23 protein-coding genes and 1 tRNA gene are annotated in these 25,801 nt (G+C 70.4%); 16 read left to right on the top strand and 8 right to left on the bottom strand.

What is annotated here, in order from left to right; genetic code table 11:
* The first annotated feature begins 140 nt into the window (after positions 1–140).
* The gene (locus LCN96_RS50630; protein WP_225269535.1) at positions 141–998 is read left to right on the top strand and encodes a resuscitation-promoting factor; all 858 of its coding nucleotides are present in this window, start codon (positions 141–143) and stop codon (positions 996–998) included.
* Positions 999–1,008: 10 nt separating this feature from the next.
* Here the strand turns inward: LCN96_RS50630 and LCN96_RS50625 are convergent, their stop codons facing one another.
* Both LCN96_RS50625 and LCN96_RS50620 read right to left on the bottom strand, forming a co-directional pair.
* Entirely contained in the window at positions 1,009–2,217 is a 1,209-nt protein-coding gene (locus LCN96_RS50625) for a hypothetical protein (RefSeq protein WP_225269534.1), read from the bottom strand.
* Positions 2,214–4,337, bottom strand: a complete 2,124-nt coding sequence (locus tag LCN96_RS50620; RefSeq protein ID WP_397351831.1) for a serine/threonine-protein kinase — start codon at positions 4,335–4,337, stop codon at positions 2,214–2,216. Before LCN96_RS50620 ends, LCN96_RS50625 begins: the two co-directional genes overlap by 4 nt.
* Positions 4,338–4,383: 46 nt before the next feature.
* Between LCN96_RS50620 and rsmA the strand changes: the two genes are divergently transcribed.
* Positions 4,384–5,244, top strand: coding sequence for a 16S rRNA (adenine(1518)-N(6)/adenine(1519)-N(6))-dimethyltransferase RsmA (rsmA, locus tag LCN96_RS50615; RefSeq protein ID WP_225269533.1), 861 nt, complete (start codon positions 4,384–4,386; stop codon positions 5,242–5,244).
* Positions 5,245–5,268: 24 nt separating this feature from the next.
* Here rsmA and LCN96_RS50610 read toward each other — a convergent pair whose 3' ends face one another.
* Entirely contained in the window at positions 5,269–6,012 is a 744-nt protein-coding gene (locus LCN96_RS50610; RefSeq protein ID WP_225269532.1) for an SDR family NAD(P)-dependent oxidoreductase, read from the bottom strand.
* A 100-nt stretch (positions 6,013–6,112) separates the two neighbouring features.
* Between LCN96_RS50610 and LCN96_RS50605 the strand changes: the two genes are divergently transcribed.
* The 3 genes from LCN96_RS50605 to LCN96_RS50595 all read left to right on the top strand — a co-directional run bounded on the left by LCN96_RS50605 (position 6,113) and on the right by LCN96_RS50595 (position 9,703).
* A complete protein-coding gene (locus tag LCN96_RS50605) occupies positions 6,113–6,715 on the top strand; it encodes a TetR/AcrR family transcriptional regulator (RefSeq protein WP_225269531.1) in 603 nt (200 codons plus the stop codon).
* A 152-nt stretch (positions 6,716–6,867) separates the two neighbouring features.
* Positions 6,868–7,770 (top strand): 4-(cytidine 5'-diphospho)-2-C-methyl-D-erythritol kinase, encoded by a 903-nt coding sequence (locus tag LCN96_RS50600; RefSeq protein ID WP_225269530.1) that lies wholly within the window; start codon positions 6,868–6,870, stop codon positions 7,768–7,770.
* Between the two features lie 88 nt (positions 7,771–7,858).
* Positions 7,859–9,703, top strand: coding sequence for an ABC-F family ATP-binding cassette domain-containing protein (locus tag LCN96_RS50595; protein WP_225269529.1), 1,845 nt, complete (start codon positions 7,859–7,861; stop codon positions 9,701–9,703).
* A 70-nt stretch (positions 9,704–9,773) separates the two neighbouring features.
* On the opposite strand, the gene LCN96_RS50590 is transcribed toward LCN96_RS50595, so the two are convergent.
* Positions 9,774–10,280: a MarR family winged helix-turn-helix transcriptional regulator gene (locus tag LCN96_RS50590; protein ID WP_225269528.1), complete on the bottom strand. Its 507-nt coding sequence runs from the start codon at positions 10,278–10,280 to the stop codon at positions 9,774–9,776.
* 57 nt (positions 10,281–10,337) lie between these two features.
* On the opposite strand from LCN96_RS50590, the gene LCN96_RS50585 reads away from it, so the two are divergent.
* Genes LCN96_RS50585 through LCN96_RS50570 form a run of 4 tightly spaced genes read left to right on the top strand, consistent with a single transcriptional unit; the run spans position 10,338 to position 14,158 of the window.
* Entirely contained in the window at positions 10,338–11,108 is a 771-nt protein-coding gene (locus tag LCN96_RS50585; protein ID WP_225269527.1) for a trans-aconitate 2-methyltransferase, read from the top strand.
* On the top strand, positions 11,105–11,455 hold the full coding sequence (locus tag LCN96_RS50580) for a VOC family protein (protein ID WP_225269526.1): 351 nt from the start codon (positions 11,105–11,107) through the stop codon (positions 11,453–11,455). The genes LCN96_RS50585 and LCN96_RS50580 overlap by 4 nt, the downstream gene beginning before the upstream one ends.
* A gap of 52 nt (positions 11,456–11,507) precedes the next feature.
* Entirely contained in the window at positions 11,508–12,986 is a 1,479-nt protein-coding gene (locus LCN96_RS50575; RefSeq protein ID WP_225269525.1) for a CYTH and CHAD domain-containing protein, read from the top strand.
* Positions 12,983–14,158, top strand: a complete 1,176-nt coding sequence (locus LCN96_RS50570; protein WP_225269524.1) for a cytochrome P450 — start codon at positions 12,983–12,985, stop codon at positions 14,156–14,158. Before LCN96_RS50575 ends, LCN96_RS50570 begins: the two co-directional genes overlap by 4 nt.
* 54 nt (positions 14,159–14,212) lie before the next feature.
* Here LCN96_RS50570 and LCN96_RS50565 read toward each other — a convergent pair whose 3' ends face one another.
* The 4 genes from LCN96_RS50565 to LCN96_RS50550 all read right to left on the bottom strand — a co-directional run bounded on the left by LCN96_RS50565 (position 14,213) and on the right by LCN96_RS50550 (position 19,123).
* Complete coding sequence (locus tag LCN96_RS50565; protein WP_225269523.1) at positions 14,213–15,055, bottom strand: NUDIX hydrolase; 843 nt, start codon at positions 15,053–15,055, stop codon at positions 14,213–14,215.
* Positions 15,048–17,108, bottom strand: coding sequence for an RNA degradosome polyphosphate kinase (locus tag LCN96_RS50560; RefSeq protein WP_225269522.1), 2,061 nt, complete (start codon positions 17,106–17,108; stop codon positions 15,048–15,050). The genes LCN96_RS50565 and LCN96_RS50560 overlap by 8 nt, the downstream gene beginning before the upstream one ends.
* Before the next feature lie 118 nt (positions 17,109–17,226).
* Complete coding sequence (locus LCN96_RS50555; protein WP_225269521.1) at positions 17,227–18,141, bottom strand: TetR/AcrR family transcriptional regulator; 915 nt, start codon at positions 18,139–18,141, stop codon at positions 17,227–17,229.
* 43 nt (positions 18,142–18,184) lie between these two features.
* Positions 18,185–19,123 (bottom strand): acyl-CoA desaturase, encoded by a 939-nt coding sequence (locus LCN96_RS50550; protein ID WP_225269520.1) that lies wholly within the window; start codon positions 19,121–19,123, stop codon positions 18,185–18,187.
* Between the two features lie 265 nt (positions 19,124–19,388).
* On the opposite strand from LCN96_RS50550, the gene LCN96_RS50545 reads away from it, so the two are divergent.
* From LCN96_RS50545 to LCN96_RS50515, 7 genes are all read left to right on the top strand, one after another.
* Positions 19,389–19,460: transfer RNA gene (locus LCN96_RS50545), tRNA-Gln, on the top strand.
* A 147-nt stretch (positions 19,461–19,607) separates the two neighbouring features.
* Entirely contained in the window at positions 19,608–21,056 is a 1,449-nt protein-coding gene (gene glmU / locus LCN96_RS50540; RefSeq protein ID WP_225269519.1) for a bifunctional UDP-N-acetylglucosamine diphosphorylase/glucosamine-1-phosphate N-acetyltransferase GlmU, read from the top strand.
* Complete coding sequence (locus LCN96_RS50535) at positions 21,053–22,030, top strand: ribose-phosphate diphosphokinase (protein WP_225269518.1); 978 nt, start codon at positions 21,053–21,055, stop codon at positions 22,028–22,030. Before glmU ends, LCN96_RS50535 begins: the two co-directional genes overlap by 4 nt.
* A gap of 158 nt (positions 22,031–22,188) precedes the next feature.
* Positions 22,189–22,821, top strand: a complete 633-nt coding sequence (locus tag LCN96_RS50530) for a 50S ribosomal protein L25/general stress protein Ctc (protein WP_225269517.1) — start codon at positions 22,189–22,191, stop codon at positions 22,819–22,821.
* Between the two features lie 68 nt (positions 22,822–22,889).
* Positions 22,890–23,474, top strand: coding sequence for an aminoacyl-tRNA hydrolase (pth, locus tag LCN96_RS50525; RefSeq protein ID WP_225269516.1), 585 nt, complete (start codon positions 22,890–22,892; stop codon positions 23,472–23,474).
* A gap of 199 nt (positions 23,475–23,673) precedes the next feature.
* Positions 23,674–25,026 (top strand): sugar transferase, encoded by a 1,353-nt coding sequence (locus LCN96_RS50520; RefSeq protein WP_225269515.1) that lies wholly within the window; start codon positions 23,674–23,676, stop codon positions 25,024–25,026.
* Positions 25,026–25,790 (top strand): 3'(2'),5'-bisphosphate nucleotidase CysQ, encoded by a 765-nt coding sequence (locus tag LCN96_RS50515; RefSeq protein WP_225269514.1) that lies wholly within the window; start codon positions 25,026–25,028, stop codon positions 25,788–25,790. Before LCN96_RS50520 ends, LCN96_RS50515 begins: the two co-directional genes overlap by 1 nt.
* The last annotated feature ends 11 nt before the right edge of the window (positions 25,791–25,801 follow it).

Here is a 25,801-nt window from a genome sequence, read left to right as displayed (position 1 = left end):
CTTTTGGTGAACGATCAGATACGGGGAGCGAACCTGCGTAACGTTCGGGCCGTCCTGCCCCACACCGGAGGTGGCCCGTGCGAGGAAAGAGGCGTGCGCCCCGACCGCCGATCCCATGGCGTTCCCCATGGACGCCGGTCGTGTGCGCGGCGGGGGTGGTGGCCGTCGGCGCGCTCGTGGTGGTGTCGTTCCTCGTCAAAGAGGTCATCGTGGTCGTCGACGGCGATCGCCGGCACGTGCGCGCCTTCGGTGGAACGGTCCACGAGGTGCTCGCCGACGCGCAGGTCCCCGTCGGGTACGGCGACGTCGTCCGCCCGTCCGGCCAGGCCGAGGTCGAGGACGGCGCCACCATCGAGGTGCGCCGCGCCCGTCCCCTCACCCTCACCCTCGACGGCCGCACCAGCACCCACCTGGTGACCGCCACCAACGTCGGCGACGCCCTGGCCGAGCTGGACGTCGCCCGCACCGCCAGCAAGATCTCCGCCCCGCCCGGCGACAGGGTGCCGCTGGAGGGCATGAAGCTGACCGTCTACACGCGGCGCAAGGTGTACGTGGTGGCGGGCACGACGCGGGTGACCTGGCGTACGACGGCCAGGACGGTGCGCGAGGTGCTGCGCCAGAAGCGCATCGCTCTGCGACGTGGGTACCTGGTGAACCCGCCGCTCAGCAGCTTCCCCAAGGACGGGACGGTCATCACGGTCACTCCGCCGCGGACGGTGCCGATCCAGCCTGAGGTGCTTGAGCTTGATTGGGAGTCCTTGGCGCAGTGTGAGTCGCGTGGGGATCTTGAGGCCTATAACCCGGATGGGCCCTATTACGGGTTGTATCAGTTCAGCTTGCCCATGTGGCAGGCCGTGGGGGGGATGGACACGCCGGTCACGTGGCCTGAGGAGGAGCAGACCTATCGGGCGCAGCTGCTTTATCAGCAGGTGGGTGGTCGGTGGCAGGGCCAGTGGCCGCACTGCGGTGACCGTCTGTTCACCATGGACGCCCGCTGAGGTCTGCCCGTCAGCCGGCCAGGGAGACGCCGAAGTCGGCCCCCTTCGGCGGCTGGAGGGGCTGAGGCGCCGCCTCGTCGTTGCGAGCGGACACCGCCACCTTCCCGAACGGCGCCGCATCCGGCTGACCGACATACAGCTTGTTCCCGCTGAAGGCCACCGCCCAGCCGAACAACCCATCGGTGGTCGCCAGCTTCCGCTCCTCAGCGCCGTCCTCCCAGGAGACGATCCGCACGCCACCACCATAGGGAGCGCCGATGGCCAGCCGCCCGTCCGTAGAGACAGCCATCGAGAAACCGAACGCCTGCTTACCCCCCTCGGTCACCCTTCGCGTGGGTTTGCGAGCGGGGTCCAGAAGCTGCACGTAACCGGGACCGGGCGAGCCGACCGCGTACCCGGAGCCCTCGGCGTACGCGACCGCGTACCCGAACCGATCGCCCGACGCGTTCGTCGGCGAGTCCAGCTTGAACGAGGTGATCTGCGGCGCCAGCACATCGTCGATGAACACCACCGAGCCGGAGTCGATCTTCCCCGCCTCCACCTGCCGGCCCGCGCCGTCATCGTTCTCATACGGGACGCCGACGACCAGGCCGTTCTTCGGCCCGAACGCCATCGACCAGCCGAACTGATCGCCCACTTCGCTGTTGCCCCGCACGTCCACGGTCTCCTGGCTGATCCTGCGCAGCTCACTCGCCCCCTGACGCACGTAGACGGCCCCCACGTCGAGCAGCCGCGCCTCGTCCTCGTACGGCGCACTGATCGCCACCAGGTCACCGCGCGCGGCCATCGACCAGCCGAAGTGCGCGAACCGCTGAGGTTGCGGCGCCGTCAGCCGCTGCGGTGCCGCCGCGCCGCCGCCGTAGACCACGTACGCGGCGCCGGCGTCCTCGGTGCCGTCCACGTCCGCGTACGGTGCACCGATCACCAGGTCGGCGCAGGCATCGCCGTTGACCCGCGCGAGCCGCACCGACCACCCGAACCCGTCACCCCTGACCGGCCCCGGCACGCTGACCGGCACCACCTTGCCGCCGGACAGCACATGCACCGCACCCTTCTGATCGTCCGCGAACGGATCACCCACGGCGACGTCGTCCACCCCGTCACCGTCGAAGTCGGCCGCTCCAGCGCAGGCCACAGCCGAGGCCGACGCCGCAGTTACAGCCACGGCGGACATCCCGGAAACGAGCACGAGCGCGACGAGGGCCGCCCTGATCCTCACAGCGTCACCTCGATCAGCTTGCCGTTCTCCAGCAGCGTCGCCGTCATCTTCATGGGCTTGCGATACATGGCCAGATCGAACACGAACGCGCTGTCCACCCGGCCGCCAGGCAGGATGGCGGGCGGCAACGTGACGGGAGCCGGATCGTGCTCGCCACCCCGATCGTCCACCATGGTCACCACGGGCTGCACCAGCACCCTGCGCTCGCCCCCCGGGTTCAGCATCGTCCAGCGAATCACGCAGAGCTGACCCTTGGCCGACGTGACGCCCTCGAACTCCTTCAGCCCACACTCCGGCACCGCCGTCACGATCGCCACGGGGTCGTCGAAACCAGCACCCAGCGCGAACCTGCGCCCCACGTCGTTCGGACTGGGACTGCCCCCGACCTGGGTGGGAGTGCCGGGCGTCACGGTGGTGACCGTGTCGCGGGCCGACGTGACGATCAGTACGGCCACGGTCACCACGATCGCCAGCACAGCGGCCGCGGCGGCGATGAGCCAGCGGGTGCCGGCGGTACGGGTACCGCCGATGGTGTCGTCGGTGTCGTCGCCCCGGTCGGCGGGGGAGCCCACCGTGCCAGGATGCGTGTCCGCCCCTAACCCACCCCCACGCTGGACGTGCCCCGTCTCCGGCCGCCCGGCCCCGGACACGGCGCCCGGTCGTGCGAGCCCCGGCCCACTGGAGGGCTGGGCGAAGCCTTGACCACTGCCCTGCTGGGAAAACCCTGCTCCGGTGCCCTGCCACGACTGCGCGGGCTCCTGCTCGGGCTGCCCTGTCTCCTCCTTCGCCGCCTTACCCCGGAACAGCCCGGGCCTGCGCCGCGGAGCCCCGGCCTGCCCAGGCACCTGCCAGCGTGCCAGCTCCTGCTTGGCGGCCTCCTCCTCCCGCCGAGCCCGCTCCTCCAGGGACGGCGCTTCACCCGCCCCCGGCCCACTCGCGAACCCGCTCACACCAGCGGAGCTCGGCACACCGCCGCCACCCGCGCTGCTGGAGCTGCCCGTGCCGTCAACGCCGCCCGCGCCACCGAGGCCGCTGGAGCCTCCAACACCGTGAGCGCCGCTAGCACCATGAGGGCCGCCAGGACCCGTAGCCGCCGAGGCGGCGGTCGGCGATCCGGGCGCCGTGCCCCGGTGCCCAGTCGCATCACTGGGCGGCGGCGTCGTAAAGGTAGCCGTGATGTCCGGCTCATCCACCACGTTCTGCGGCGGCTGCCAATCACTGAGCATCTCGGTGGCCACCAGCGTCGGCGGATCGGCCGCCGCCGGCATCGGCGCGCTCCCGCCGACCAGCGCGATCAGCAGATCCTGCGCGGTGGGCCGCAGCGCCGGGTCCATGGAGGTGGCCCGCCGCACCAAGTCGTTCAGCGGCGCAGGCAACGCCCCCAGCTCAGGCGGCGTGTTCAACACCCGGGAGGCCATGGTGATGGGGTCGCCGCGCCCGAACGGATGCCGCCCGTTGCCCGCGTAGGCGATCAGGCAGCCCCAGGCGAAGATGTCGGCCGCCGGGCTGACCAGCTCACCGCGTACCTGCTCGGGCGCCCACCACCCGGGGCTGCCCAGCAGCTCGCCGGAGAGCGTGAACCCGGTCTCGCGGTCGAGCGCCCTGGCGATCCCGAAGTCGATCACCCGGGGCCCGGACAGCGACAGGATCACGTTCGCCGGCTTGAGGTCGCGGTGCACCAGCTCCGCGACATGGATGGCGGCCAGCGCCGCCGCCACGCCGAGCGCGACGCCGTGCAGCGGCCCCGGCTCCAGCGCGCCGTACTTCGAGATCTGATCCGACAGGGGAGTGCCCGCGATGTACTCGGTCACCATGTACGGCCGGCCGTCCCCGGTGTTGCCGTTGTCCAGCACCTGGGCCGTACAGAACGACGCCACCCGACGGGCGTTGTCGACCTCCGCGTGGAAGCGCGCGGCAAACCCCTCTTGATTGGCGAACTCGGCCTTGACCACCTTGAGCGCGACGAACCGGCCCGTCGGCGCCCGCGCGAGGAACACGGTCCCCATGCCGCCCTCGCCCAACCGGCCCAGCAGCCGGTACGGCCCGATCGCGCGCAAGTCGGTGGGCCGGAGCGGCGCGGCGCCCGTTGGTTCCATGAGCGACGTCCCTTCCTGTTCCACGCCATCCTCTCCTCTGGTCTCCCCATCCGCCATCGCAGGTTCTTCGATGCGGGAGACTGGTTGGATGATGAGGCTGTTGGGCCCTGCAGAAATACGTATTTTGGCGAACAAGCTAGATCTACGTCCGACAAAAAAACTGGGCCAGAACTTCGTGATCGACGCAGGGACCGTCCGTCGCATCGTCCGCGTGGCCGACCTCTCACCCGATGACGTGGTCATAGAGGTCGGTCCCGGCCTCGGCTCGCTCACGCTCGCGCTGCTGCCGTCGGCCGCGCACGTGGTCGCCGTCGAGATCGACCCGGTGCTGGCCGCGCAGCTCCCCGTCACCGTGGCCGAGCGCGAGGGGGCCGACAACCTCACGGTCGTCAACGCCGACGCCATGAAGATCACCCCTGACGACCTCTCCGGCCACACCCCCACCGCCCTGGTGGCCAACCTGCCGTACAACGTGGCCGTCCCGGTGGTGCTGCACCTGCTGGAGGTGCTGCCGTCGCTGCGCAAGGGCCTGGTCATGGTGCAGTCGGAGGTGGCCGACCGGCTGGCGGCGGGGCCCGGCTCCAAGGTGTACGGGGTGCCGTCGGTCAAGGCGGCCTGGTACGCCGACGTGCGCCGGGCCGGGCCGGTGGGCCGTACCGTGTTCTGGCCCGTCCCCAACGTCGACTCCGGGCTCGTCTCGCTGGCCCGCCGCGAACCGCCGGACACGTCGGCGTCGCGGGAAGAGGTGTTCGAGGTGATCGACGCGGCCTTCGCGCAGCGCCGCAAGACGTTGCGGGCGGCGCTCGCCTCCTGGGCGGGCACCGCCGCCGACGCCGAACGCGCGCTGCGCGGGGCCGGGGTGGACCCGTCGGCGCGGGGGGAGCAGCTCGACATCACGGCCTTCGCCCGCATCGCCGAGCTCAGGCCCTGATCGATGGGCGATCGGATGCGCTGATCAGGCAGGGCCGCCGAAGACGCTGAACGTCGCCTCCGCTCGGTCCCGCTGCTTGTACAACTCGTATGCGGCGTCGGCGATCGAGTCCGGGTCGAGCGTGCCGCCGCTCACGTCACCGAACCGCTCCGGCTGCGAGGTGACGAACGTGTGGATGTCGCCCCGCTCGATCAGCCCCCCGATGATCAGGCTCCCGGCATAGACACCGTCTCCGCCCACCGCCGCGTTCAACGTCAGCACGTAGTTGCGCAGCGCAGCCGAGGAGACCGCCAGGCCGCCGAGGGCGGGCATCGGCATGACGGCGCTGAGCCCGCCGGCGAACAGCAGCCCGCCCTCGCCCCGTTCGACCATCCCGGGCAGCACCTGGCCGACCAGGTCCACCGCCGGATACACGACCTCCATCGCCTCCCGGACGTCCGCCGAGGCGATGCCGGTGATGGACGCGGGCGGGGAGTCCAGGTCGGTGGCCCCGGGCCCGTAGTAGAGCACGTCGATCGTGCCGAACCGCTCGCGGATCGCGTCCAGGACGGCCGCCGTCCGGTCGCGGTCGCGCACGTCGGCGGCGAACGCCGCCGCCTCCACTCCCGCCCCGGCCAGGGACGCCAGGTAGCCGGCATGACGGTCGCCGCTGCGCGAGACGAGCGCCACGGCGTACCCCTCGCGCCCGAACCGATGGGCGACGGACATGCCGAGCCCCGGCCCGGCCCCGATCACCACGGCCGTCTTCTGGTGTGCTGCTGCGGACATGACGATGCCTTCCTTCCACTAAATCGAGGGCTTCCTCAACTTCGGTGGCCCGACCGTACCACAAAACTTGAGGGCATCCTCGATTTCGTATGATGGGCAGATGGCAGCCGGAACCAAGCCGCTGCGGTCGGATGCCGCGCGCAATCGCGACAAACTGCTGGCAGCCGCGACCCAGCTCTTCGCCGAGCGCGGGCTCGACGTGCCCCTGGAGCACGTCGCCCGCCGCGCCGGGGTCAGCATCGGCACCCTCTACAACCACTTCCCCACCCGCGAGGCGCTCCTCGGAGCGGTCATGCCGCAGCGGCTGGCAGCCCTGGAGCGGGTCACCGGGGCGGCTCTGGCCGACCCCGACCCCTGGGCGGGGTTCGTCGGCTTCCTCGAAGGGCTGTTCGCGCTGCAGGCGGAGGATCATGGCCTGAACGACGCCCTGACCCAGGGCTTCACCCTGGCGACCGACGTGAGCCAGGCCTGCCACCAGGGTTTCGTGGACGCCCAGCGGATCATCGAGCGGGCCAAGGCCGCCGGCCGGCTCCGCGCCGACTTCGGGCCCCAGGACCTGATCACGCTGGTCTGGGCGATGTCGCAGGTGATCCGCGAGTCCATGAACACCGCCCCGGGCGCCTGGCGCCGCTGCCTGGCGTTCTTCCTGGACGGCCTGCGCGCCGAAGCGGCGCACCCGCTGCCCGGGGGCGCCCCCTCCTAGCGGCCCGGCAAATGCCCACCAACTTGACTCTCTGTATCGGGGTGCTGTCAGGTGATGCGGTTCATATTTCAAGAACCGCATGTCAGGCCAGCGTGCCCGGATAACATCGAGTGTCCTTGACCCCGGCAAGCGATGAGAGTGGCAGAAGATCGATGAGTTCGGTGACCGTACGTGTGCCCGCGAAGGTCAACGTGCAGCTTTCTGTCGGCCCGCTCAGGGAAGATGGCTACCACGACCTGGTGAACGTCTTCCACGCGGTATCGATCTTCGACGAGGTGGTGGCGAAGGAGTCCGAGTCGATCACCGTCCAGGTCAACGGCAAGTGGTCCGACCAGGTGCCCGTCGATGACAGCAACCTCGCCATCCGGGCCGCCCGCGCCCTGGCCAAGCACGCGGGCCGCACCTACGGCGCCGACCTCGTCATCCAGAAGGACATCCCCGTCGCCGGCGGCATGGCGGGCGGCAGCGCCGACGCGGCCGGCGCGCTGGTGGCGTGCAACGAGCTGTGGGGTCTCGGGCTGCCGTTCGAGGATCTGATGGAGATCGCCGGCGACCTGGGCAGCGACGTGCCGTTCTCGCTGCTCGGCGGCACGGCCGTCGGCACGGGGCGGGGTGAGCAGCTCAGCGAGCTGCCCACCGGAGGCACGTTCCACTGGGTGTTCGCGCTGGCCGACGGCGGGCTCTCGACAGCCAGCGTGTACGCGGAGTGCGACCGGCTCAGGCAGGCCTCCGGAGCGGACGTGCCCTGGCCCCAGCTCAACGACTCGCTGATGGAGGCCCTCGGCACCGGCGACGCCTACGCCCTCGGCTCCAACCTCAGCAACGACCTCCAGGCAGCCGCGCTCAACCTGCGCCCCGAGCTGGCACCGACCCTCGACTCGGGCCGCCAGCACGGCGCGCTCGGCGCGATCGTCTCCGGCTCCGGCCCCACCTGCGCCTTCCTGGCCATCGACGCCACCCACGCCCGCGACCTGGCCCACAGCCTGACCGCGACGGGCGCGGCCCACACCGCGGTCGCGGCGCACGGGCCCGTCCACGGCGCCGTCCTGGTCTGACCAGACGCGCTCCTCAGGCGTCGCTGATCGAGAGGTTCGATCGGGGACGGCGGGGAGGCCCGCGGGGAGCCGATACCCTGGGTAGGCCATGAACCTGGTCAACCTTGAGTCCGTTTCCCACGCCTACGGCCCCAAACCGCTGCTCAGCGACGTCTCCCTAGGGGTGGAGGCGGGCGAGCGCATCGGCGTGGTCGGCCGTAACGGGGGCGGCAAGACGACGTTGCTGTCCGTGCTGGCGGGCACCGTGCGCCCCGACAGCGGTCGCGTCACGCACAACCGCGGCCTGCGCGTCGGCTTCCTGTCGCAGCGGGACGACCTCGACCCCGCGGCCACCGTGAGCGAGATCGTGCTGGGGGGCCTGGCCGAGCACGAGTGGGCGGGTGACCAGCGGGTCCGCGAGATCCTCGCGAGCCTGATCGGCGACCTCGACCTCGGCTCCAGGGCCGGCGACCTGTCGGGTGGCGAGCGCAGGCGTACGGCGCTGGCCAAGCTGCTCATCGACGACCACGACCTGATCCTGCTCGACGAGCCCACCAACCACCTCGACATCGAGGCCATCGCCTGGCTGGCGGCCCACCTGGCGGCCAGGAAGAGCGCGCTGGTGGTGGTGACCCACGACCGGTGGTTCCTCGACGCCGTCTCGCTGCGCACCTGGGAGGTCGTCGACGGCCGGGTCGAGCGTTACGAGGGCGGGTACGCGGCGTACGTGCTGGCCAAGGCCGAGCGCGCGCGCATCGCGCAGGCCGCCGAGGAGCGCCGGCAGAACCTCATGCGCAAGGAGATCGCGTGGCTGCGGCGCGGCCCGCCCGCCCGCACGTCCAAGCCGAAGTTCCGGATCGAGGCCGCGCAGGCCCTGATCGCCGACGAGCCGCCGGCGCGCGAGACCGTCGAGCTGATGCGCTTCGCCGCCGCCCGCCTCGGCAAGACCGTCTACGACCTGGAGAACGTCACCCTCCACGCGGGCGGTCCCGGCACCGGCCCGCTGGTGCTCGACCACCTGACGTGGCAGTTCGGCCCGGGTGACCGGATCGGGCTGATCGGGGTGAACGGGTCGGGCAAGTCGTCGGTGCTGCGGTTGCTCGCCGACACGATCAAGCCCGACTCCGGCCGCGTGGTCAGGGGCAGGACCGTTCGCCTGGCGCACCTGTCGCAGGAGCTCGCCGAGCTCGACCCGGCCCGGCGGGTGCTGGAGTCGGTGGAGGAGGTGCGCAAGTACCTCCAGGTCGGCAAGCGGGAGTGGACGGCCTCGCAGCTCCTGGAGCGCCTGGGCTTCCGCGGCGACGCGCAGTGGAAGGTGATCGGCGACCTGTCGGGTGGCGAGCGGCGGCGGTTGCAGCTGCTCAGGCTGCTCATGGACGACCCCAACGTGCTGCTGCTCGACGAGCCCACCAACGACCTCGACATCGAGACGCTGAACGAGCTGGAGGACCTGCTCGACGGCTGGCCCGGCACGCTGATCCTGGTCAGCCACGACCGCTACTTCCTGGAGCGGGTCACCGACCGGTGCGTGGCGCTGCTGGGCGACGGCAAGCTGTCGATGTTGCCGGGTGGGGTGGACGAGTACCTCGAACGCCGCGCCGCGGGCACGGCGGTGACGGCGCGGCTCGGCTCGGGCGCCGCGGCGTCCGGTGCGCCGGCGTCTGGTGCTGCGCAGTCCGGTGCTCCGGCTTCCGGGGTGGAGGCGGGCGGCGCCACCGGGCAGGCGGGGCTGTCGGCCAAGGAGGAGCGCGAGCTGCGCAAGGAGCTCAACCGGCTGGAGCGGCAGCTCGACAAGCTCAGTGACCAGGAGTCCCGGCTGCATGCCGCGATGGCGGACGCGGCCAGCGACTACGCCAAGCTCGGCTCGCTGGACGCCCAGCTCCGCGAGATCACCGCGCAGAAGGACACGATCGAGGCCGAGTGGCTGGAGGTGGCCGACCGCCTCGGCGACTGACGGGCAGGGCGCTCGCCCAAGGCAGCCGAGAAACACCCGCCCGGGCCGAGCGCGATGCGCCAGGCGCAGCTCAGCGCGGCGAGTCGAACGGCGTCAGAAGGGTGCGGAGCAGCGAGGCCAGCGCCCGCTGATCCGCCACCCCCAACCCCACCAGCAACTCCCGCTCCCTCCGCAACAAATCGTCGAAGGCCGCATCCACCCGGGCCAACCCCGTGTCCGTCAGCGAAACCAGCACCCCCCGCCGATCCTCCGGGTCGGGCCGTCGCCGCACCAGCTCCGCCTGCGCGAGCCGATCGATGCGGTTGGTCATCGTGCCGGAGGTCACGAGGGTGGCCCGCAGCAGGGCCCCCGGGCTGAGCTCGTACGGCTTCCCCGCCCGCCGCAACGCGGTGAGCACGTCGAACTCCCACGGCTCCAGATCGTGTTCGGCGAACGCCGCGCGCCGCGCACGGTCGAGATGCTTGGCGAGTCGTGACACTCTAGAGAGCACCTGGAGCGGTTCGACGTCAAGGTCGGGGCGCTCCGCTCGCCAAGCCGCGACGAGGCGATCGACCTCGTCCCTAGCATCCTCCGTCATGACACAAGAGTGTACTGTCTTGACATCGAGATATCTCTCTCGATATCAATTATCTTTATGTCAAGAGATATTTGGGACCCAGTCACGTACGCCGTCTACGCCGACGAGCGGTCGCGGCCGTTCATCGAGCTGATCTCCCGGGTCGGCGCCGTCGAGCCCGACTACGTCGTGGACGCCGGTTGCGGCAGCGGCGAGCTGACCGTGGAGCTGGGCAGCCGCTGGCCGAATGCGACGATCGAGGGCTTCGACTCCTCCCCGGCGATGATCACCAAGGCGCGCAAGCTGGAGACGCCGGTCAGGTTCGCGGTGGCCGACGTCGCCACGTGGCGCCCCGACCGGCCGATGGACGTGATCGTCTCCAATGCCGTCCTGCAGTGGGTGCCCGAGCACCGCGACGTGCTGGAGCACTGGATGGAGGGGCTGGCCCCCGGCGGCTGGCTGGCCTTCCAGGTGCCGGGCAACTTCGACGCCCCCAGCCACGTCGCGATCCGCGAGCTGTGCTCCTCCCGCGCCTGGTCCGACCGGCTCGGCGACTTCTCCAGGGGCAACCCGGTGGCCGAGCCGCTGGAGTACCTCCACCTGCTCAACGACGGCGGCTCCCAGGTGGACGCGTGGGAGACGACGTACGTGCACGTCCTGCACGGCGAGAACCCGGTGCTCGACTGGGTCTCCGGCACCGCCCTGCGCCCCATCCTCGACCGCCTCGACCCGGACGAGCAGCGGCGCTTCAAGCAGGACCTGGCCAAGCCGCTCGCCGAGGCCTACCCGGCCAGGAGCTACGGCACCCCCTTCCCGTTCAGACGGATCTTCGTGGTGGCGCAGAAGTGACGATCAGGGCCCTGCACCACGTTCAGCTGGCCGCGCCCGAGGGCAGCGAGCCGGCGTTACGGGAGTTCTACGCCGGCGTGCTGGGCCTGCGCGAGGTGCCCAAACCGCCCGAGCTGGCCAGGCGCGGCGGCGTCTGGTTCAGGGGCGAGGGGGTGGAGATCCACCTCGGCATCGAGCAGGACTTCAGGCCCGCGCGCAAGGCCCATCCCGCCTTCCTGGTGGACGATCTCAGCACATATGCGAGCAGAATGCCCGAGGCGCAGGTTGACGAGCTGTTTCCCGGGTACCGGCGCCTCTATGTTTCCGACCCGGTAGGCAACAGAATCGAACTCCTGCAACCCGTGTGATGTTCACCTTCCGGTGGCATCATGGTCCGAAATCGGACACTTGTGAGGTGTAGTGGGCATCGAGATCGAGGACAAGTTCGACGTCCCCCCTGAGTACGTGATCCCGGACCTCACCGGTCTGGCGGACGTCGTCGGCCCGAGGAGCCACCAGCTCGTGGCTCTCTACTTTGACACGCCCGACCTGCGGCTGGCCTCCCGCGGCGTGACTCTCAGGCGAAGGCGGGGCGGCGCCGACGCCGGCTGGCACCTGAAGCTGCCGAAGGCCAAGGGCGTGCGCCAGGAGATCACCCATCCGCTCACCCGCAGCACCAAGGTCGTCCCCCTCGAGCTCGCCGAGCTGGTCCGCGCCTACACGCGCGGCGCCGAGCTGAAGGTCGTCGCGGAGCTGGAGACCCGCAGGAGCGTCACGGTGCTGAAGGACGGCGAGACCGGGCTGGTCGAGATCGCCGACGACCGCGTCAAGGGCACCGTGTACGGCGATGAGCCCAGGATCGTGCGCTGGCGCGAGGTCGAGGCCGAGCTGCTCGACGGCGGCACCGAGCAACTGCTGGCCAAGGTGGGCAAGCGCCTCAGGAAGGCCGGCGCGAGCGCGTCCGGGTCCGCCAACAAGCTCGCCAGGCTCCTCGAACCCGCCCCTCCCGCCCTGGCCGCCACGAAGGCGGGCAGCGCCGGTGAGATCGTCGTCGCCTACCTCGCGAGCCAGGTGAACGCCCTGCTCTCCCAGGACCCGCGGGTGCGCAGGGCCGAGGAGGACGCCGTCCACCAGATGCGCGTGGCGGCCAGGAGGCTGCGCAGCGCGCTCAAGGCGTTCAAGACCGTCGTGACGGACACCGGCGAGATGCAGGAGGAGCTGCGCTGGCTCGGCAACGTGCTCGGCGAGGCCCGCGACCTGGAGGTCATCAGGGCCAGGTTCGCCAGGACCCTGGCGGGGCTGGCGCCGGAGCTGGTCACGGGGCCCATCCAGGCGCGGCTCGGCTCCGACCTGCACAAGCGGGAGCAGGAGGCGTACGAGCGGATCAAGGAAGCGCTCAGCGGCGACCGTTACTACCTGCTGCTCGACGCGCTCGACCGGCTGGTGGGCAGGCCCGCCCTGGGCAAGGCCGCGGCCAAGCCCGCGCAGGAGCAGTTGCGCACCGTGGCCGCGGCCAACTGGGGCCGGGTGACCAAGGCCTACGACCGCGCCCAGGCCATCGAGGACCCTGAGCGCCGCGAGATCGCCATGCACGACGTGCGCAAGGCGGCCAAGCGCGCCCGCTACACCGCCGAGGCCCTCCAGCCGAGCCTGGGCGCCGACATGGGCAAGCTCGCCAAGCTGGCCGAGAACGTCCAGGAGGTGCTGGGCGCCCACCAGGACGGCGTGGTCGCGCAGGAGACGCTGGCCAAGGAGGCCGAGAGCGCCCGCCAGGCAGGCGAGGACACCTTCACGTACGGGCTGCTGATCGGGATCGAGCGCAACACCGCCGAGCGGGCCCACGCCGAGTTCCCCCGAGTCTGGAAGGAGACCGTCAAAGCGGTTAGTAAGGTTCTATGAGGAGCCTTCCTACCATCCCCTTCGAACGCAGCAGTCTGCTCGAGGTGCCCGAGGCGTACCGGGAACTGCGGGCGGAGAAGGGCATCGCGAAGGTACGCACTCCGGCGGGCGACGAGGTCTGGCTGGTCAGCGGGTACGAAGACGCCCGCGCCCTGTTCAACGACGGCAGGCTCGGACGCTCGCACCCCGACCCGGACAACGCGCCGCGGCTGTCCGGATCACCGCTGCTCGGCGGGCCGCGCGGCGACATCGAGACGGAGAAGGCCGAGCACGACCGCATGCGCCGGTTGTTCATGCCGGCCTTCTCCGCACGGCGCATGAAGCGGCTCGGCGGGCACGTCGGCTCGCTAGTCGACGAGCGGCTGGAGCACCTCGCCAAGCTCACGCCGCCGGCCGATCTGCACGTCGAGCTGTCCTTCCCGCTCCCGGTGCTGGTCATCTGCCAGCTCCTGGGCGTCCCGTACGAGGACAGGGAGTACTTCAGCGGCCTGTCCTACCGGATGGGCGACATGCGCGACCGGGAGCGGGCCCAGGCCGCCATGGACGAGATGAGCGCGTACACGGCGGGCCTGATCGAGCGCAAGCGGCGCGAGCCCGCCGAGGACGTCCTGTCGGACCTGGCGGGGGAGCTGGACGACGACGGCACGATCGCCGAGCTGGCCGGCTCGCTGCTGTTCGCCGGGCACGAGACCACCGTCAACCGCATCGACTTCGGCGTGCTGCTCCTGCTCGCCAACCCCGTCCAGCTCGACCTGCTCAAGGCCGACCCGGGGCTGGCGCCGGCGGCGGTCGAGGAGATCCTGCGCCTGGCCTCGCCCAGCCTGCACGGCCTGGTCAGGTACGCACACGAGGACATCGAGGTCGGCGGCCTGACGATCCGCAGGGGAGAGGGCGTGGTGATCACGCCGGGGGCGGCCAACAGGGACGAGCGCGTCTATCCGGAGCCGGACGTGTTCGACCTGCGCCGCCCGCTCGCCGACCCGCACCTGAGCTTCGGGTACGGCCCGCGCTTCTGCGTCGGCGCCAGCCTGGCCAGGGTCGAGCTGGAGGCGGTGTTCAGCCGCCTGTTCCAGCGCTTCCCCACGATGCGGCCGGCGGTGCCGGAGGCCGAGCTGCCGAGAACCGAGGGGAGGATCGCCGACGGGTACGCCGAGCTGCCCGTCACCTGGTGAGTCTCAGGTCGCGTGCCGCTCGACGCCGACGACCTGCCCCTCACCTGGTGATTCTCAGGTCGCGTAGCGCTCGACGCTGACGACCTGCCCGCCTGCCCTGTGCAGCACCGCGAACGAGCCCTTGCGCAGATGCACGTCCTTGCCGCTGAGGGCCTCGATCAGGCCGGGCAGCACCTTGCCGTGGCTGCACACGGCGGCGGGCCCCGACAGGTTGCCGACCAGGGCGGGGGTCTTCTGCGGGTCCTGGCTCTCCTCGCTGAGCAGCGGCTCCAGCCTGATCTCCGCCCCTACCCGGCCCGCGTACGGCTCCAGCGTCTGCACGCAGCGGGCGCTGGGCGAGCTGAGCAGCGGCTCGGGCCGGTAGGCGGGCAGGGCGGTGGCCAGCGCCGCCGCCTGCGAGCGCCCGTCGGTGTCGAGGGGCCGCGCGGCGTCGTCGCCCTCCCACTCGCTCCTGGAGCCGGCGCAGCCGTGCCGGACGAGCAGGAGCGGCACCGTGTCGAGCGGCGCGGCGCCGAGCGCGCGCAGCAGCCCTGCGTCCCACTCGTACGTCAGCAGCCGCCTGGCCTGCGCCACGGGCAGCCAGCGCAGCTCGTCCACCTCCTCGCCCGGCTCGAACCCGGCGTCATCGACGGCCCGCGCCGCCCAGTAGTCGACCCGCTTGAGCCGGCCGGCGCTGAGGTAGTGCACGGGCGGCAGCGCGCGGCCGAGCAGCACGGTCAGGCCGGTCTCCTCGCGGACCTCGCGCAGGCCGGCGGCGATCACGTGCTCCCCGGACTTCAGCTTGCCCTTGGGGAAGGTCCAGTCGTCATAGTTCGGGCGGTGGATGACGGCCACCTCGGGGCTGCTCTGCTCGCCCCTCCAGACCACGGCTCCGGCGGCGCGGAGCAGGTCAGTCATCAACGGTCCTCCAGCGACGCGTACCGATGAGACGGCTCTGCAGGTCCTCGCCCTGCTGGCGCACCCACGTGCCGTCGGAGTTGAGCCACCAGGTGCTCGTGGTCTCGGCCATGGCCAGGTCCATCAGCTCGATCAGGTACGCCTTGTGCTGCTGGGCCGTCACCTTGACCAGGGCTTCGACCCGCCGGTCGAGATTCCTGCGCATCAGGTCGGCGCTGCCGATCCACACCTCGGGCCGGCGGCCGAGGCCGAACTCGTACACGCGGGAGTGCTCCAGGAAGCGCCCCAGCACCGAACGCACGCGGATGTTCTCCGACAGGCCGGGGATGCCCGGCCGCAGGATGCAGATGCCGCGCACCCACAGGTCCACGGGGACGCCCGCCCTGGACGCCCGGTAGAGCGCGTCGATGATCGGCTCGTCCACCAGGGAGTTCGTCTTGATCCTGATCCGCGCGGGCCGCCCGGCCTGCTGGTGGGCGATCTCCCGCTCGATCCTGGCCACCAGCCCGCTGCGCATGGAGTGCGGCGCGACCAGCAGCCGCCGGTAGGCGGAGTGGTGGGAGTAGCCGGTCAGGTGGATGAACAGGTCCGTCACGTCCTCGCCGACCAGCGGGTCGGCGGTGAGCAGGCCGAAGTCCTCGTACTGGCGGGCGGTCTTGGGGTTGTAGTTGCCGGTGCCGATGTGGCAGTAGCGGCGCAGCTCGCCCGAGGGCTCCTGGCGGACGACGAGGGCCAGCTTGCAGTGGGTCTTCAGCCCGACCACGCCGTAGACGACGTGACAGCCGGCCCGCTCCAGCTTGCGGGCCCAGGAGATGTTGGCGTGCTCGTCGAAGCGGGCCTTGATCTCCACGACCACCACGACCTGCTTGCCCGCCTCGGCCGCGTCGATCAGCGCGTCCACGATGGGGGAGTCGCCGCTGGTGCGGTAGAGGGTCTGCTTGATCGCCAGCACTCTCGGGTCGTTGGCGGCCACCTCGATGAAGCGCTGCACGCTGGTGGCGAACGAGTCGTACGGGTGGTGCAGCAGCACGTCGCGCTCACGCAGCGTGGAGAAGATGTCGTCCTCGGCGTTGATCACCTCGGCGGGCACGAACGGCCGGTAGCTCAGCTCGCCCCTGTCGAGGTCGGCGATGGCGTGCAGGCCCGTCAGGTCGAGCGGCCCGGGCAGCCGGTAGATCTCGTGCGGGGCCAGCTCCAGCTCCTCCACCAGCGGCGCCAGCACCTCGGGGGTGATCGTGTCCTCGACCTCCAGCCGCACGGGCGGCCCGAAGCGCCGCTTGAGCAGCTCCTTCTCCAGGGCCTGCATGAGGTTCTCCGTGACGTCCTCGTCCACGTCGAGGTCCTCGTTCCTGGTCACCCGGAAGACGTGGTGCTGGAGGATCTCCATGCCCTTGAAGAGCTGCCCCAGGTGGGCGGCGATGACGTCTTCGAGCGGGACGAAGCGGTCCTTCGACGCCTGGACGAACCTGGGCAGCTGCGAAGGCACCTTGACCCGGGCGAACACGGTGTGATCGGTCGCCGGGTTGCGCACCAGGACCGCGAGGTTGAGGCTGAGGCCCGAGATGTACGGGAACGGGTGGGCGGGGTCCACGGCCAGCGGCGTCAGCACGGGCCTGATCCGCTCCCTGAACAGCTTGCGCAGCTCGGTGCGCTCCTCGCGGCCCAGGTCGTCCCAGCGCACGATCTCGATGCCCTCGGCGGCGAGCTGCGGGCAGATCTGGCGGTGGAAGACCGCCGCGTGCCGCCTGGCCAGCTCGTCGGCGATCGCGGCGATCCGGATCAGCTCCTCGCGCGGCTTGAGCCCGCTCTTGGTGCGCAGGAGCAGGCCGGTGGCCATCCGGCGCTTGAGGCCCGCCACCCTGACCCGGAAGAACTCATCCAGGTTGCTGGCGAAGATGGCCAGGAAGCGCACCCGTTCGAGCAGTGGCAGCGAGGGATCCTCGGCCAGTTCGAGCACGCGTAGGTTGAACTGGAGCCAGCTCTCCTCGCGGTTGAGAAAGCGCTCCTGTGGCAGCGGCAGGTCATTGACGGGCTCGAACGGTTCCGCGGACATATGGCGTATATTGCCCCGTTTGATTGAACAGAACGTTAACGTAGCCGCAACGGCTCACCTGTGATGGTCAGCCCAGCTCCACCCAATCGTCACTCCACGCGCCCATCTCGTTCAAGAGTCACTCAGGATGATCTACCTGTTCGAGACGGGCGGCCCGCTCGGCGAGCCTGGCCTCGCGCTGGCGGATCTTCTCCTCGCGCTCGCGGGCCTTCTCCGCCTCCTTCAGCAGGCGTTCGCGCTCCTTCAGCTCGCGTACGCGCGCCTTCTCGGCCTCCTTGAGCTCCCGTTGGCGGACCTTCTCCGCCTCCTTGAGCTCCTTCTCGCGGGCCTTCTCCAGCTCGCGCAGCTCCTTCTCGCTTGCGGGGCGCGGCTGCGGCGGCTTGACCGCGGGCGTGTGGGCCCGGCTCGTGGCCGTGATCGTCGGGTTGGGGTTGAGCCCGGTCAGGCCGTTCCAGGCCAGGTTGACCAGGTGGGCGGCGACCTCCTCGCGGCCCGGCTTGCGCACGTCCAGCCACCACTGGCCGGTCAGGGCGACCATGCCGACCAGCATCTGGGCGTACATCGGGGCCAGCTTGGGGTCGTAGCCGCGGGCCGCGAACTCGTCGGCCAGCACGTCCTCGACCTGGCTGGCGATCTCGCTGATCAGGCTGGCGAAGGTGCCGGTGCCCGAGGCGGCGTGGGAGTCGCGCACGAGGATGCGGAAGCCCTCGCTGCTCTCCTCGATGTAGCGGAGCAGGGCCAGCGCGGCCCGCTCCAGCTTGACCAGGGAATGAGCGGCGGAGAGAGCTTCGGTGATCATGCCGAGCAGCTTCTGCATCTCGCGGTCGACGACGACCGCGTAGACGCCCTCCTTGCCGCCGAAATGCTCGTACACCACGGGCTTCGACACCTGTGCGGTCGCTGCGATCTCTTCGATAGAGGTCCCGTCGAACCCCTTCTCCGCGAAGAGGGTGCGGCTGATCTGGATCAGCTGCTCTCTTCGCTCGCTACCGGACATGCGCCTGCGAGATCGGGGTTCGGTCACGGTTTCCATAATGACGGTCATGCTCGCACGACCGCTCACCGCCTGATCGACGCTAGGCAATGCGCTTGGCCGCCAGCCGCTCGGGCGTGGGCCAGCGCACGTCGGACACCCAGCCGAGCCGCTCGAAGATGCGGATCAGGCCGGCGCTGAGGTCGATCTGCCCCTTGAGGGCGCCGTGCCGGGCGCAGGTGGGGTCGGAGTGGTGCAGGTTGTGCCACGACTCGCCGAAGGACGGGATGGCCAGCCACCACACGTTGCGGGACTTGTCGCGGACCTGGAAGTCCTCCTCGCCGAAGACGTGGCAGATCGAGTTGATCGACCAGGTCACGTGGTGCAGCAGGCCGATGCGGACCAGCGAGCCCCAGAACAGCGCGGTCAGCGCGCCCTGCCAGGACCAGGTCAGCAGCCCGCCCAGCACGCCGGGCAGCAGGATCGAGGTGAGGGCGAGCGCGCCGAACCACTTGTGCAGCTTCAGCACGTCCTCGTCCTTGCACAGGTCGGGGGCGTACTTCTCCCGGTTGGTCCGCTCGCTCTCGAACAGCCAGCCCATGTGCGCGTAGAGCAGGCCCTTGGCCATGTTCTTGAAGCCGGGGCCGAAGCGCCACGGCGAGTGCGGGTCGCCCTCCTTGTCGGAGAACTTGTGGTGCTTGCGGTGCGTGGCGACCCAGTCGAGCACCGACATCTCCAGGGACAGGCTGCCGGCGATGCCCATCGCGATCTTCAGCGGCCGCTTGGCCTTGAAGGAGCCGTGCGTGAAGTAGCGGTGCAGGCCGACGGTGACGCCCAGGCCGGAGACGACGTAGAAGACGAAGGCGATGGCGATGTCCGTCCAGCCGAGACCCCATCCCCACGCGAACGGCACGGCGGCCGCGATCGCGACCAGGGGCAGCCCGACGACCAGGCCGAAGGTGATCAGTTCGGACTTTGACTTCGGTTCGGCTTCGAACTCGGGCTTGGGGGCAGGTGCAGAGCGCTCGGCGACAACGGTCATCGGCATCCTCCAAGGGCATGTATGAGATTGAATGTCCGGGCTACGCAACCGTAACCTACGCCAGCGTAAGTAAGGAAGACCTAAGGCGGGAATGGTCAGAAGGTGATGCGAGCCGGGCCAAGGTGAGTGGGATTCGTGTCTTGCGTCTTTTCGGCCGGTCTGTTACCCACGCGCGAGCGTGACATGCATGAGAGGTAATCGGGCGCGCGTGCGGGTTCGGGGTCGGTATCGTAGGAGGGGTGTCGGACATCACCTGTCCGATCTGTCCCGGATCGTCTAATCGGCAGGACAAGTGGTTTTGGTCCACTTTGTAGGGGTTCGAGTCCTCTTCCGGGAGCCTTGAAGGCTGCCCCCAGCGAATGTTCTGGGGGAGGCCAGGTATCCTCACGGTGTCGGGAGGGTAGCGGTGCGGTTGACGTACCGAACGCCCTGAGTAGCTGACGTACCGAAGCCCGATCCGTCCAGTCACAGGGAGCCTCAGCCCGTGAGTGTGCCGCGCCCGGCAGCCGTGATCGTCCTCGCCGCCGGCGAGGGCACCCGGATGAAGAGCCAGACCCCGAAAGTCCTGCATGAGGTGTGCGGCCGCGCGCTGGTCGACCACATGCTCGCCGCCGCCCGCGACCTCGGTCCCGAGCAGCTCATCGTCGTCATCGGCCACGCGCTGGAGCGGGTCGGCGGCCACCTGGCCGGCACCAGCCCCGACGCGCGCGCCGTCGTCCAGCGGGAGCAGCGCGGCACCGGTCACGCCGTGCGCACCGTGCTGGAGGAGGTCGGCACGATCTCCGGCACCGTCCTGGTCACCTACGGCGACGTGCCGCTCCTGCGCACCCAGACCCTCACCGGCCTGCTCGAACGGCACGCGACCGAGGGCAACGCCGTCACCGTGCTCACGGCCGAGGTGCCCGACCCGACCGGGTACGGCCGGATCATCCGCGACGAGGCCGGCGCCGTGCTGGAGATCGTCGAGGAGAAGGACGCCAGCCCCGAGCAGCGCGCCGTCAAGGAGATGAACTCCGGCATCTACGCCTTCGACGGCCTGCTCCTGGCCGACGCCGTCAAGCGCGTGTCCACCGACAACGCCCAGGGCGAGGAGTACCTCACCGACGTCCTGGCCATCCTGCGCCGCGACGGCCACCGGGTCGGCGCCTGCGTCGCCGGCGACTACGTCGAGGTCGAGGGCGTCAACGACCGCGTGCAGCTCGCCGCCGCCCGCAAGGTGCTCAACCTGCGCCTGCTGGAGCAGCACATGCGCGCCGGGGTCACCGTCGTCGACCCGGCCACCACCTGGGTCGACGTGGACGTGCGCATCGGCGCCGACGCCGTCGTCCACCCCGGCACCCAGCTGCACGGCGCCACCGCCATCGGCTCCGGCGCCGAGGTCGGCCCCGCCACCACGCTGACCGACACCCTCGTGGGCGAGGGCGCGGTGGTCCGCAACACCGTCGCCGACTCCGCCGAGATCGGCCCGGAGGCCAGCGTCGGCCCGTACGCCTACCTGCGTCCCGGCACCGTGCTCGGCCGCAAGTCCAAGGCCGGCACGTTCGTCGAGATGAAGAACACCAAGGTCGGCGAGCGCTCCAAGGTGCCGCACCTGACCTACGCCGGCGACGCCACCATCGGCGACGACGTCAACATCGGCGCCTCCACCGTCTTCGTCAACTACGACGGGGTCAACAAACACCACACCACCGTGCGCGACGGCGCGTTCGTGGGCTGCGACACCATGCTCGTGGCCCCGCTGACGGTCGGCGACGGCGCCTACACGGCGGCGGGCTCGACCATCACCGGCGACGTTCCGCCGGGTGCGATGGGTGTGGCTCGAGCGCGACAGCGCAACATCGAAAAATGGGTTCTGCGCAGGCGCGCGGGCACGAAGTCGGCCGCCGCCGCCGAACGGGCGCTGGCCGAACAAGAGCAGGAGAACGAACAGTGACCAGCATCAAGCAGCCCGGAGAGAAGAACCTCATGCTCTTCTCCGGGCGAGCCCACCCGGAGCTGGCCGCGGAGGTCGCCGAGCACGTCGGCGTCTCCCTCACCCCCACCAAACTCATCGACTTCGCCAACGGCGAGATCTACGCCCGCTACCTGGAGTCCGTGCGCGGCTGCGACGCCTTCGTCATCCAGAGCCACACCGGGCCCATCAACAAGTGGATCATGGAACAGCTCATCATGGTCGACGCGCTGAAGCGGGCCTCCGCCAAGCGCATCACCGTGGTCATGCCGTTCTACGGCTACGCCCGCCAGGACAAGAAGGGCCGCGGCCGCGAGCCCATCACCGCCAGGCTGATCGCCGACATGTTCAAGACCGCGGGCGCCGACCGGCTGATGTCGATCGACCTGCACACCTCGCAGATCCAGGGCTTCTTCGACGGCCCGGTGGACCACCTGTTCGCCATGCCGGTCCTGGAGAGCTACCTCAAGAACAAGCTCGACCTGGAGAACACCACGGTCGTCTCGCCCGACACCGGCCGCGTGCGGCTGTCGGAGCGCTGGGCCGACACGCTCGGCACGCCGCTGGCGTTCATCCACAAGCGCCGCGACCTCGATGTGGCCAACTCGGTGAAGGTCAGCGAGGTCGTCGGCACGGTGCGGGGGCGCACCTGCGTGCTGATCGACGACATGATCGACACCGCGGGCACGATCTGCAAGGCCTCCGACGCCCTCTACGAGCAGGGCGCCACCAACGTCATCGTGGCCGCCACCCACGCGGTCTTCTCCGACCCCGCCGTCGACCGCCTCAAGAACTCCCGCATCTCCGAGGTCATCGTCACCAACACGCTGCCGCTGTCGCAGGCCGCCAGGTTCGACAAGCTCACCGTGCTGTCGATCGCGCCGCTCATCGCCCGCGCGATCACGGAGGTCTTCCAGGACGGCTCCGTCACGAGCTTGTTCGAGGGCGACACGTGAGCGAGCGCAGCGAGTGAACGGTCAGGCGCGGTGCTCTGGCTTGTCGGCCGCAGGCCGCTGAGCCGATAGACTGTTCCGGTTGCGCTCGTAACGCCTTCCGCTAGGGCGGGTGAGGGTGAGCGCGCGAAGATCCGCCTACCGCATCCCTAGGAGATGTCGTGTCCGAAGTACGTATCGCAGCCGAGCCCCGCACCACGTTCGGCAAGGGCGCCGCTCGCAAGATCCGCCGCGCCGACAAGGTGCCCGCCGTCCTCTACGGTCACGGCATCGACCCCAAGCACCTGACCCTGCCGGGCCACGAGGTGCTGCTCGCGCTGCGCACCCCCAACGTGCTGATCCACCTCAAGGGTGACGGCGTCGACGAGCTCGCCCTGCCCAAGGGCGTGCAGCGTGACCCGATCAAGGGCTTCGTCGAGCACGTCGACCTGCTCCTGGTCAAGCGCGGCGAGAAGGTCACGGTCGAGATCCCGGTCACCACGGTCGGCGACGTCAACTCCGAGGGCCTGCTCGACCAGCAGCTCGTCTCCGTCGCCGTGGAGGCCGAGGCCACCCACATCCCGACCGGTGTCGAGGTCGACGTCGAGGGCCTGGAGATCGGCACCGTGATCACCGCGGCCGACCTCAAGCTGCCGAAGGGCGCCACCCTGGTCGCCGACGCCGAGACCGTCATCCTGCAGGTCATCAACAAGCCGACCGAGGCCGCCGAGGAGACCGAGGCCGAGGCCGCCGAGGGCGAGACCGCCGAGGCCGCCGCCGAGGGTGAGAGCGCGGAGGCTCCCGCCGCCGAGTAGGCGACGGGGTTCACTCGTGAACGGGGCGGCCGGACTCGAGCCGTCCCGTTCCGCTGTAAGGGGATCTCATGGATCGCTGGCTGATCGCCGGACTGGGCAATCCGGGGCCTGAATACGCGGGCAACCGGCACAACGCGGGCTTCATGGTGCTCGACGAGCTGGCCGCCAGGGTGAGCGGGCGGTTCAAGGCGCACAAGAGCCGGGCCGAGGTGTGCGAGACGAGTGCCGCCGTCCTGGCCAAGCCCCTGACGTACATGAACCTCTCCGGCGGGCCCGTCAAGGCGCTCTGCGACTTCTACAAGATCGGCCCGGAGCGGCTGATCGTCGTGCACGACGAGCTGGACGTGCCCTACGGCGCGCTGCGCGCCAAGCTGGGCGGCGGCGACAACGGCCACAACGGCCTGAAGTCCATCACCAAGGTCCTCGGCACCCGCGACTACCTGCGGGTCCGCTTCGGCATCGGGCGCCCGCCCGGCCGCATGGATCCGGCCTCCTTCGTGCTGCGCGACTTCGCCACCATGGAGCGCAAGGACCTGCCCTTCCTCGTGGACCGGGCGGCCGACGTGGTGGAGTCGCTGATGAGCCGCGGCCTGGAAGCCACTCAGAACGAGTTCCACCGGGCTGATCTGCACATATCCGGCCCTCCACGCTGATCCCCGCATAGGGACGTTCGCCGGTTGACCGGCGTCCGCGCGGCTACGATCTGTGACTGTCCGTTCAGGAGTTCGTCCCACCTGGAGGCAGCGCGTGCGCGGTCATGAGCTCTTGACCGTTGTCTGGTCCGGTCAAGGGGTCACTTGGGGAAGCGGACCGCGCACGCCCTCCTGGGTCCGCTCCTACCGGATCAGGGCCGTGGTGGGCGACCTGTGCGGGGCCTGGCTCGGCGCCGGGGCCGCGTTCACGGTCCGGTTCGGCGGGCTCACCCCGTACGTGCTGCCGTACCTGCTGGTCAGCGTGGCGTTGCCGGTGGTGTGGTGCTGCGCGGTGGCACTCAGCCGCGCGTACGAACCGCGCATGCTCGGCGCGGGCCCCGAGGAGTTCCGCCGGGTCGTCCAGGCAGGGGTGGCGCTGACGGCGGGCACGGCCATCGGCTCCTACGTCACCAAGACCGACGTCGCCCGGGGCTACGTGGTGCTCGCCCTGCCGCTCGTCACGCTGCTCACCCTGATCTTCCGGCACCTCCTGCGCCGCTCGCTGCACCGCCGCAGAGCCGCGGGCGCCTGCATGCGCAAGGTCGTCGCCGTCGGCCACGCGTCCTCGATCGCGGAGCTGGTGCGCCTGTTCCGCGCGGAGCGCCACCACGGCATGGACGTCGTGGCCGCCTGCCTGCCCGGCGGCCCTGCCGGGGAGCGGCTGGACGCGGTGCCCGTCGCGGGCGACCTCAGCGACGTGCCGCTCGCGGTGGAGCACTACGACGCCGACACGGTGGCCGTGCTGGCCTGCCCCGAGATGGACGGGCAGGCGCTGCGGCGGCTGGCCTGGCGGCTGGAGCGCACCCAGACCGAGCTGGTCGTGGCCCCCGCGCTGATGGACGTGGCGGGCCCGCGCACCACCATCAGACCGGTCGCCGGGATGCCGCTGCTGCACGTCGAGCACCCGGAGCTGGCCGGGGTCAGGCAGCTCATCAAGAACGTCTTCGACCGGCTGGTGGCCGCCGCCCTGCTGGTGCTGCTGTCGCCGTTGCTGGCGGGCCTGGCGGTGGCCGTGCGCGCCACCAGCCCGGGGCCCGCGCTGTTCCGCCAGACCAGGGTGGGCAAGGACGGCCGGGTGTTCACGATCGTGAAGTTCCGCACCATGCGGCGCGGCTCGGAGGAGCAGAAGATCACACTGGTGAGCGACAGGCAGGGCGTGCTGTTCAAGATCCGCAACGACCCGCGGGTGACCCCGCTCGGCGTGCTGATGCGCCGCCACTCGCTGGACGAGCTGCCCCAGCTCATCAACGTCGTACGCGGCCACATGTCGCTGGTCGGCCCCCGGCCGCCGCTGCCGGAGGAGGTGGCACGCTACGGTGACGACGTGCGCAGAAGACTCCTCGTCCGCCCAGGGCTGACCGGGCTGTGGCAGGTCAGTGGCAGATCTGACCTATCGTGGGAGGAATCCGTGCGCCTCGACCTGCGTTACGTGGAGAACTGGTCCCTCACCCTGGACCTCCAGATCCTGTGGAAGACTTGGTCGGCCGTCGCCCGCGGGCAAGGAGCATATTGATGACGATTCGCGACGACCACGCCCTGGCCGCCGACCTGGCGACCGAGGCCGGCGAGAGGCTGCTGCGGACCCGGGAGCGCACGGGGTACGCCGACCCGGTCGCGCTGCGGGCCGAGGGCGACAGGTCCTCTCACGTCTACCTCATGGAGTCGCTGGCCCGGTTGCGGCCCAGCGACAGCGTGCTGTCGGAGGAGGCCACCCGCGAGGAGCGCCTCGACCCGAGGAGGCTGGCGGCCGAGCGGGTGTGGATCGTCGATCCGCTCGACGGCACCAGGGAGTTCTCCGAGGAGGGCCGGGCCGACTGGGCCGTGCACGTGGCGTTGTGGGAGCGCGGGAAGCTGACCGCCGGGGCCGTGGCCCTGCCGGCGCAGGGGCGTACTTTGACGACCGCCGAGCCGCCGAAGCCGCCCTCCTTCGAGAAGGGCCGCTTCCGCATCGCGGTGAGCCGGACCAGGCCGCCCGAGTTCGTGCAGAAGCTGGCCTACCTGGTCGGCGCCGACCTCGTGCCGATCGGCTCGGCCGGGGCGAAGATCTCGGCGGTGCTGACCGGCGAGGTGGAGGCGTACGTGCACGCCGGCGGCCAGTACGAATGGGACTCCGCGGCACCCGTGGCCGTCGCGCTGGCGGCGGGGGTGCACGCGAGCCGCATCGACGGCTCCGAGCTGACCTACAACCAAGCCGACCCCTCACTACCAGATATTCTGGTTTCCCTACCGGAGCTGGCGGCATCCCTGCTCGCCGGCATCCGGGACCTGCACCGCTGAACCCGCCGGAG

Source organism: Nonomuraea gerenzanensis (assembly GCF_020215645.1).
In the GTDB taxonomy this organism is placed as follows: Bacteria; Actinomycetota; Actinomycetes; order Streptosporangiales; family Streptosporangiaceae; genus Nonomuraea; species Nonomuraea gerenzanensis.
This window is presented reverse-complemented; position numbering and strand designations above follow the sequence as displayed.

What these genes read in the sequence shown, in the direction of transcription:
- LCN96_RS50560 (WP_225269522.1), bottom strand. Translation starts at nt 17,108, where the DNA reads ATGTCCGCGGAACCGTTCGAGCCCGTCAATGACCTGCCGCTGCCACAG.
- pth (WP_225269516.1), top strand. Translation starts at nt 22,890, where the DNA reads ATGGATCGCTGGCTGATCGCCGGACTGGGCAATCCGGGGCCTGAATAC.
- LCN96_RS50585 (WP_225269527.1), top strand. Translation starts at nt 10,338, where the DNA reads ATGTCAAGAGATATTTGGGACCCAGTCACGTACGCCGTCTACGCCGAC.
- LCN96_RS50515 (WP_225269514.1), top strand. Translation starts at nt 25,026, where the DNA reads ATGACGATTCGCGACGACCACGCCCTGGCCGCCGACCTGGCGACCGAG.
- LCN96_RS50565 (WP_225269523.1), bottom strand. Translation starts at nt 15,055, where the DNA reads ATGACTGACCTGCTCCGCGCCGCCGGAGCCGTGGTCTGGAGGGGCGAG.
- LCN96_RS50595 (WP_225269529.1), top strand. Translation starts at nt 7,859, where the DNA reads ATGAACCTGGTCAACCTTGAGTCCGTTTCCCACGCCTACGGCCCCAAA.
- LCN96_RS50590 (WP_225269528.1), bottom strand. Translation starts at nt 10,280, where the DNA reads ATGACGGAGGATGCTAGGGACGAGGTCGATCGCCTCGTCGCGGCTTGG.
- LCN96_RS50610 (WP_225269532.1), bottom strand. Translation starts at nt 6,012, where the DNA reads ATGTCCGCAGCAGCACACCAGAAGACGGCCGTGGTGATCGGGGCCGGG.
- LCN96_RS50600 (WP_225269530.1), top strand. Translation starts at nt 6,868, where the DNA reads ATGAGTTCGGTGACCGTACGTGTGCCCGCGAAGGTCAACGTGCAGCTT.
- LCN96_RS50605 (WP_225269531.1), top strand. Translation starts at nt 6,113, where the DNA reads ATGGCAGCCGGAACCAAGCCGCTGCGGTCGGATGCCGCGCGCAATCGC.
- LCN96_RS50570 (WP_225269524.1), top strand. Translation starts at nt 12,983, where the DNA reads ATGAGGAGCCTTCCTACCATCCCCTTCGAACGCAGCAGTCTGCTCGAG.
- rsmA (WP_225269533.1), top strand. Translation starts at nt 4,384, where the DNA reads ATGCGGGAGACTGGTTGGATGATGAGGCTGTTGGGCCCTGCAGAAATA.
- LCN96_RS50550 (WP_225269520.1), bottom strand. Translation starts at nt 19,123, where the DNA reads ATGACCGTTGTCGCCGAGCGCTCTGCACCTGCCCCCAAGCCCGAGTTC.
- LCN96_RS50555 (WP_225269521.1), bottom strand. Translation starts at nt 18,141, where the DNA reads ATGGAAACCGTGACCGAACCCCGATCTCGCAGGCGCATGTCCGGTAGC.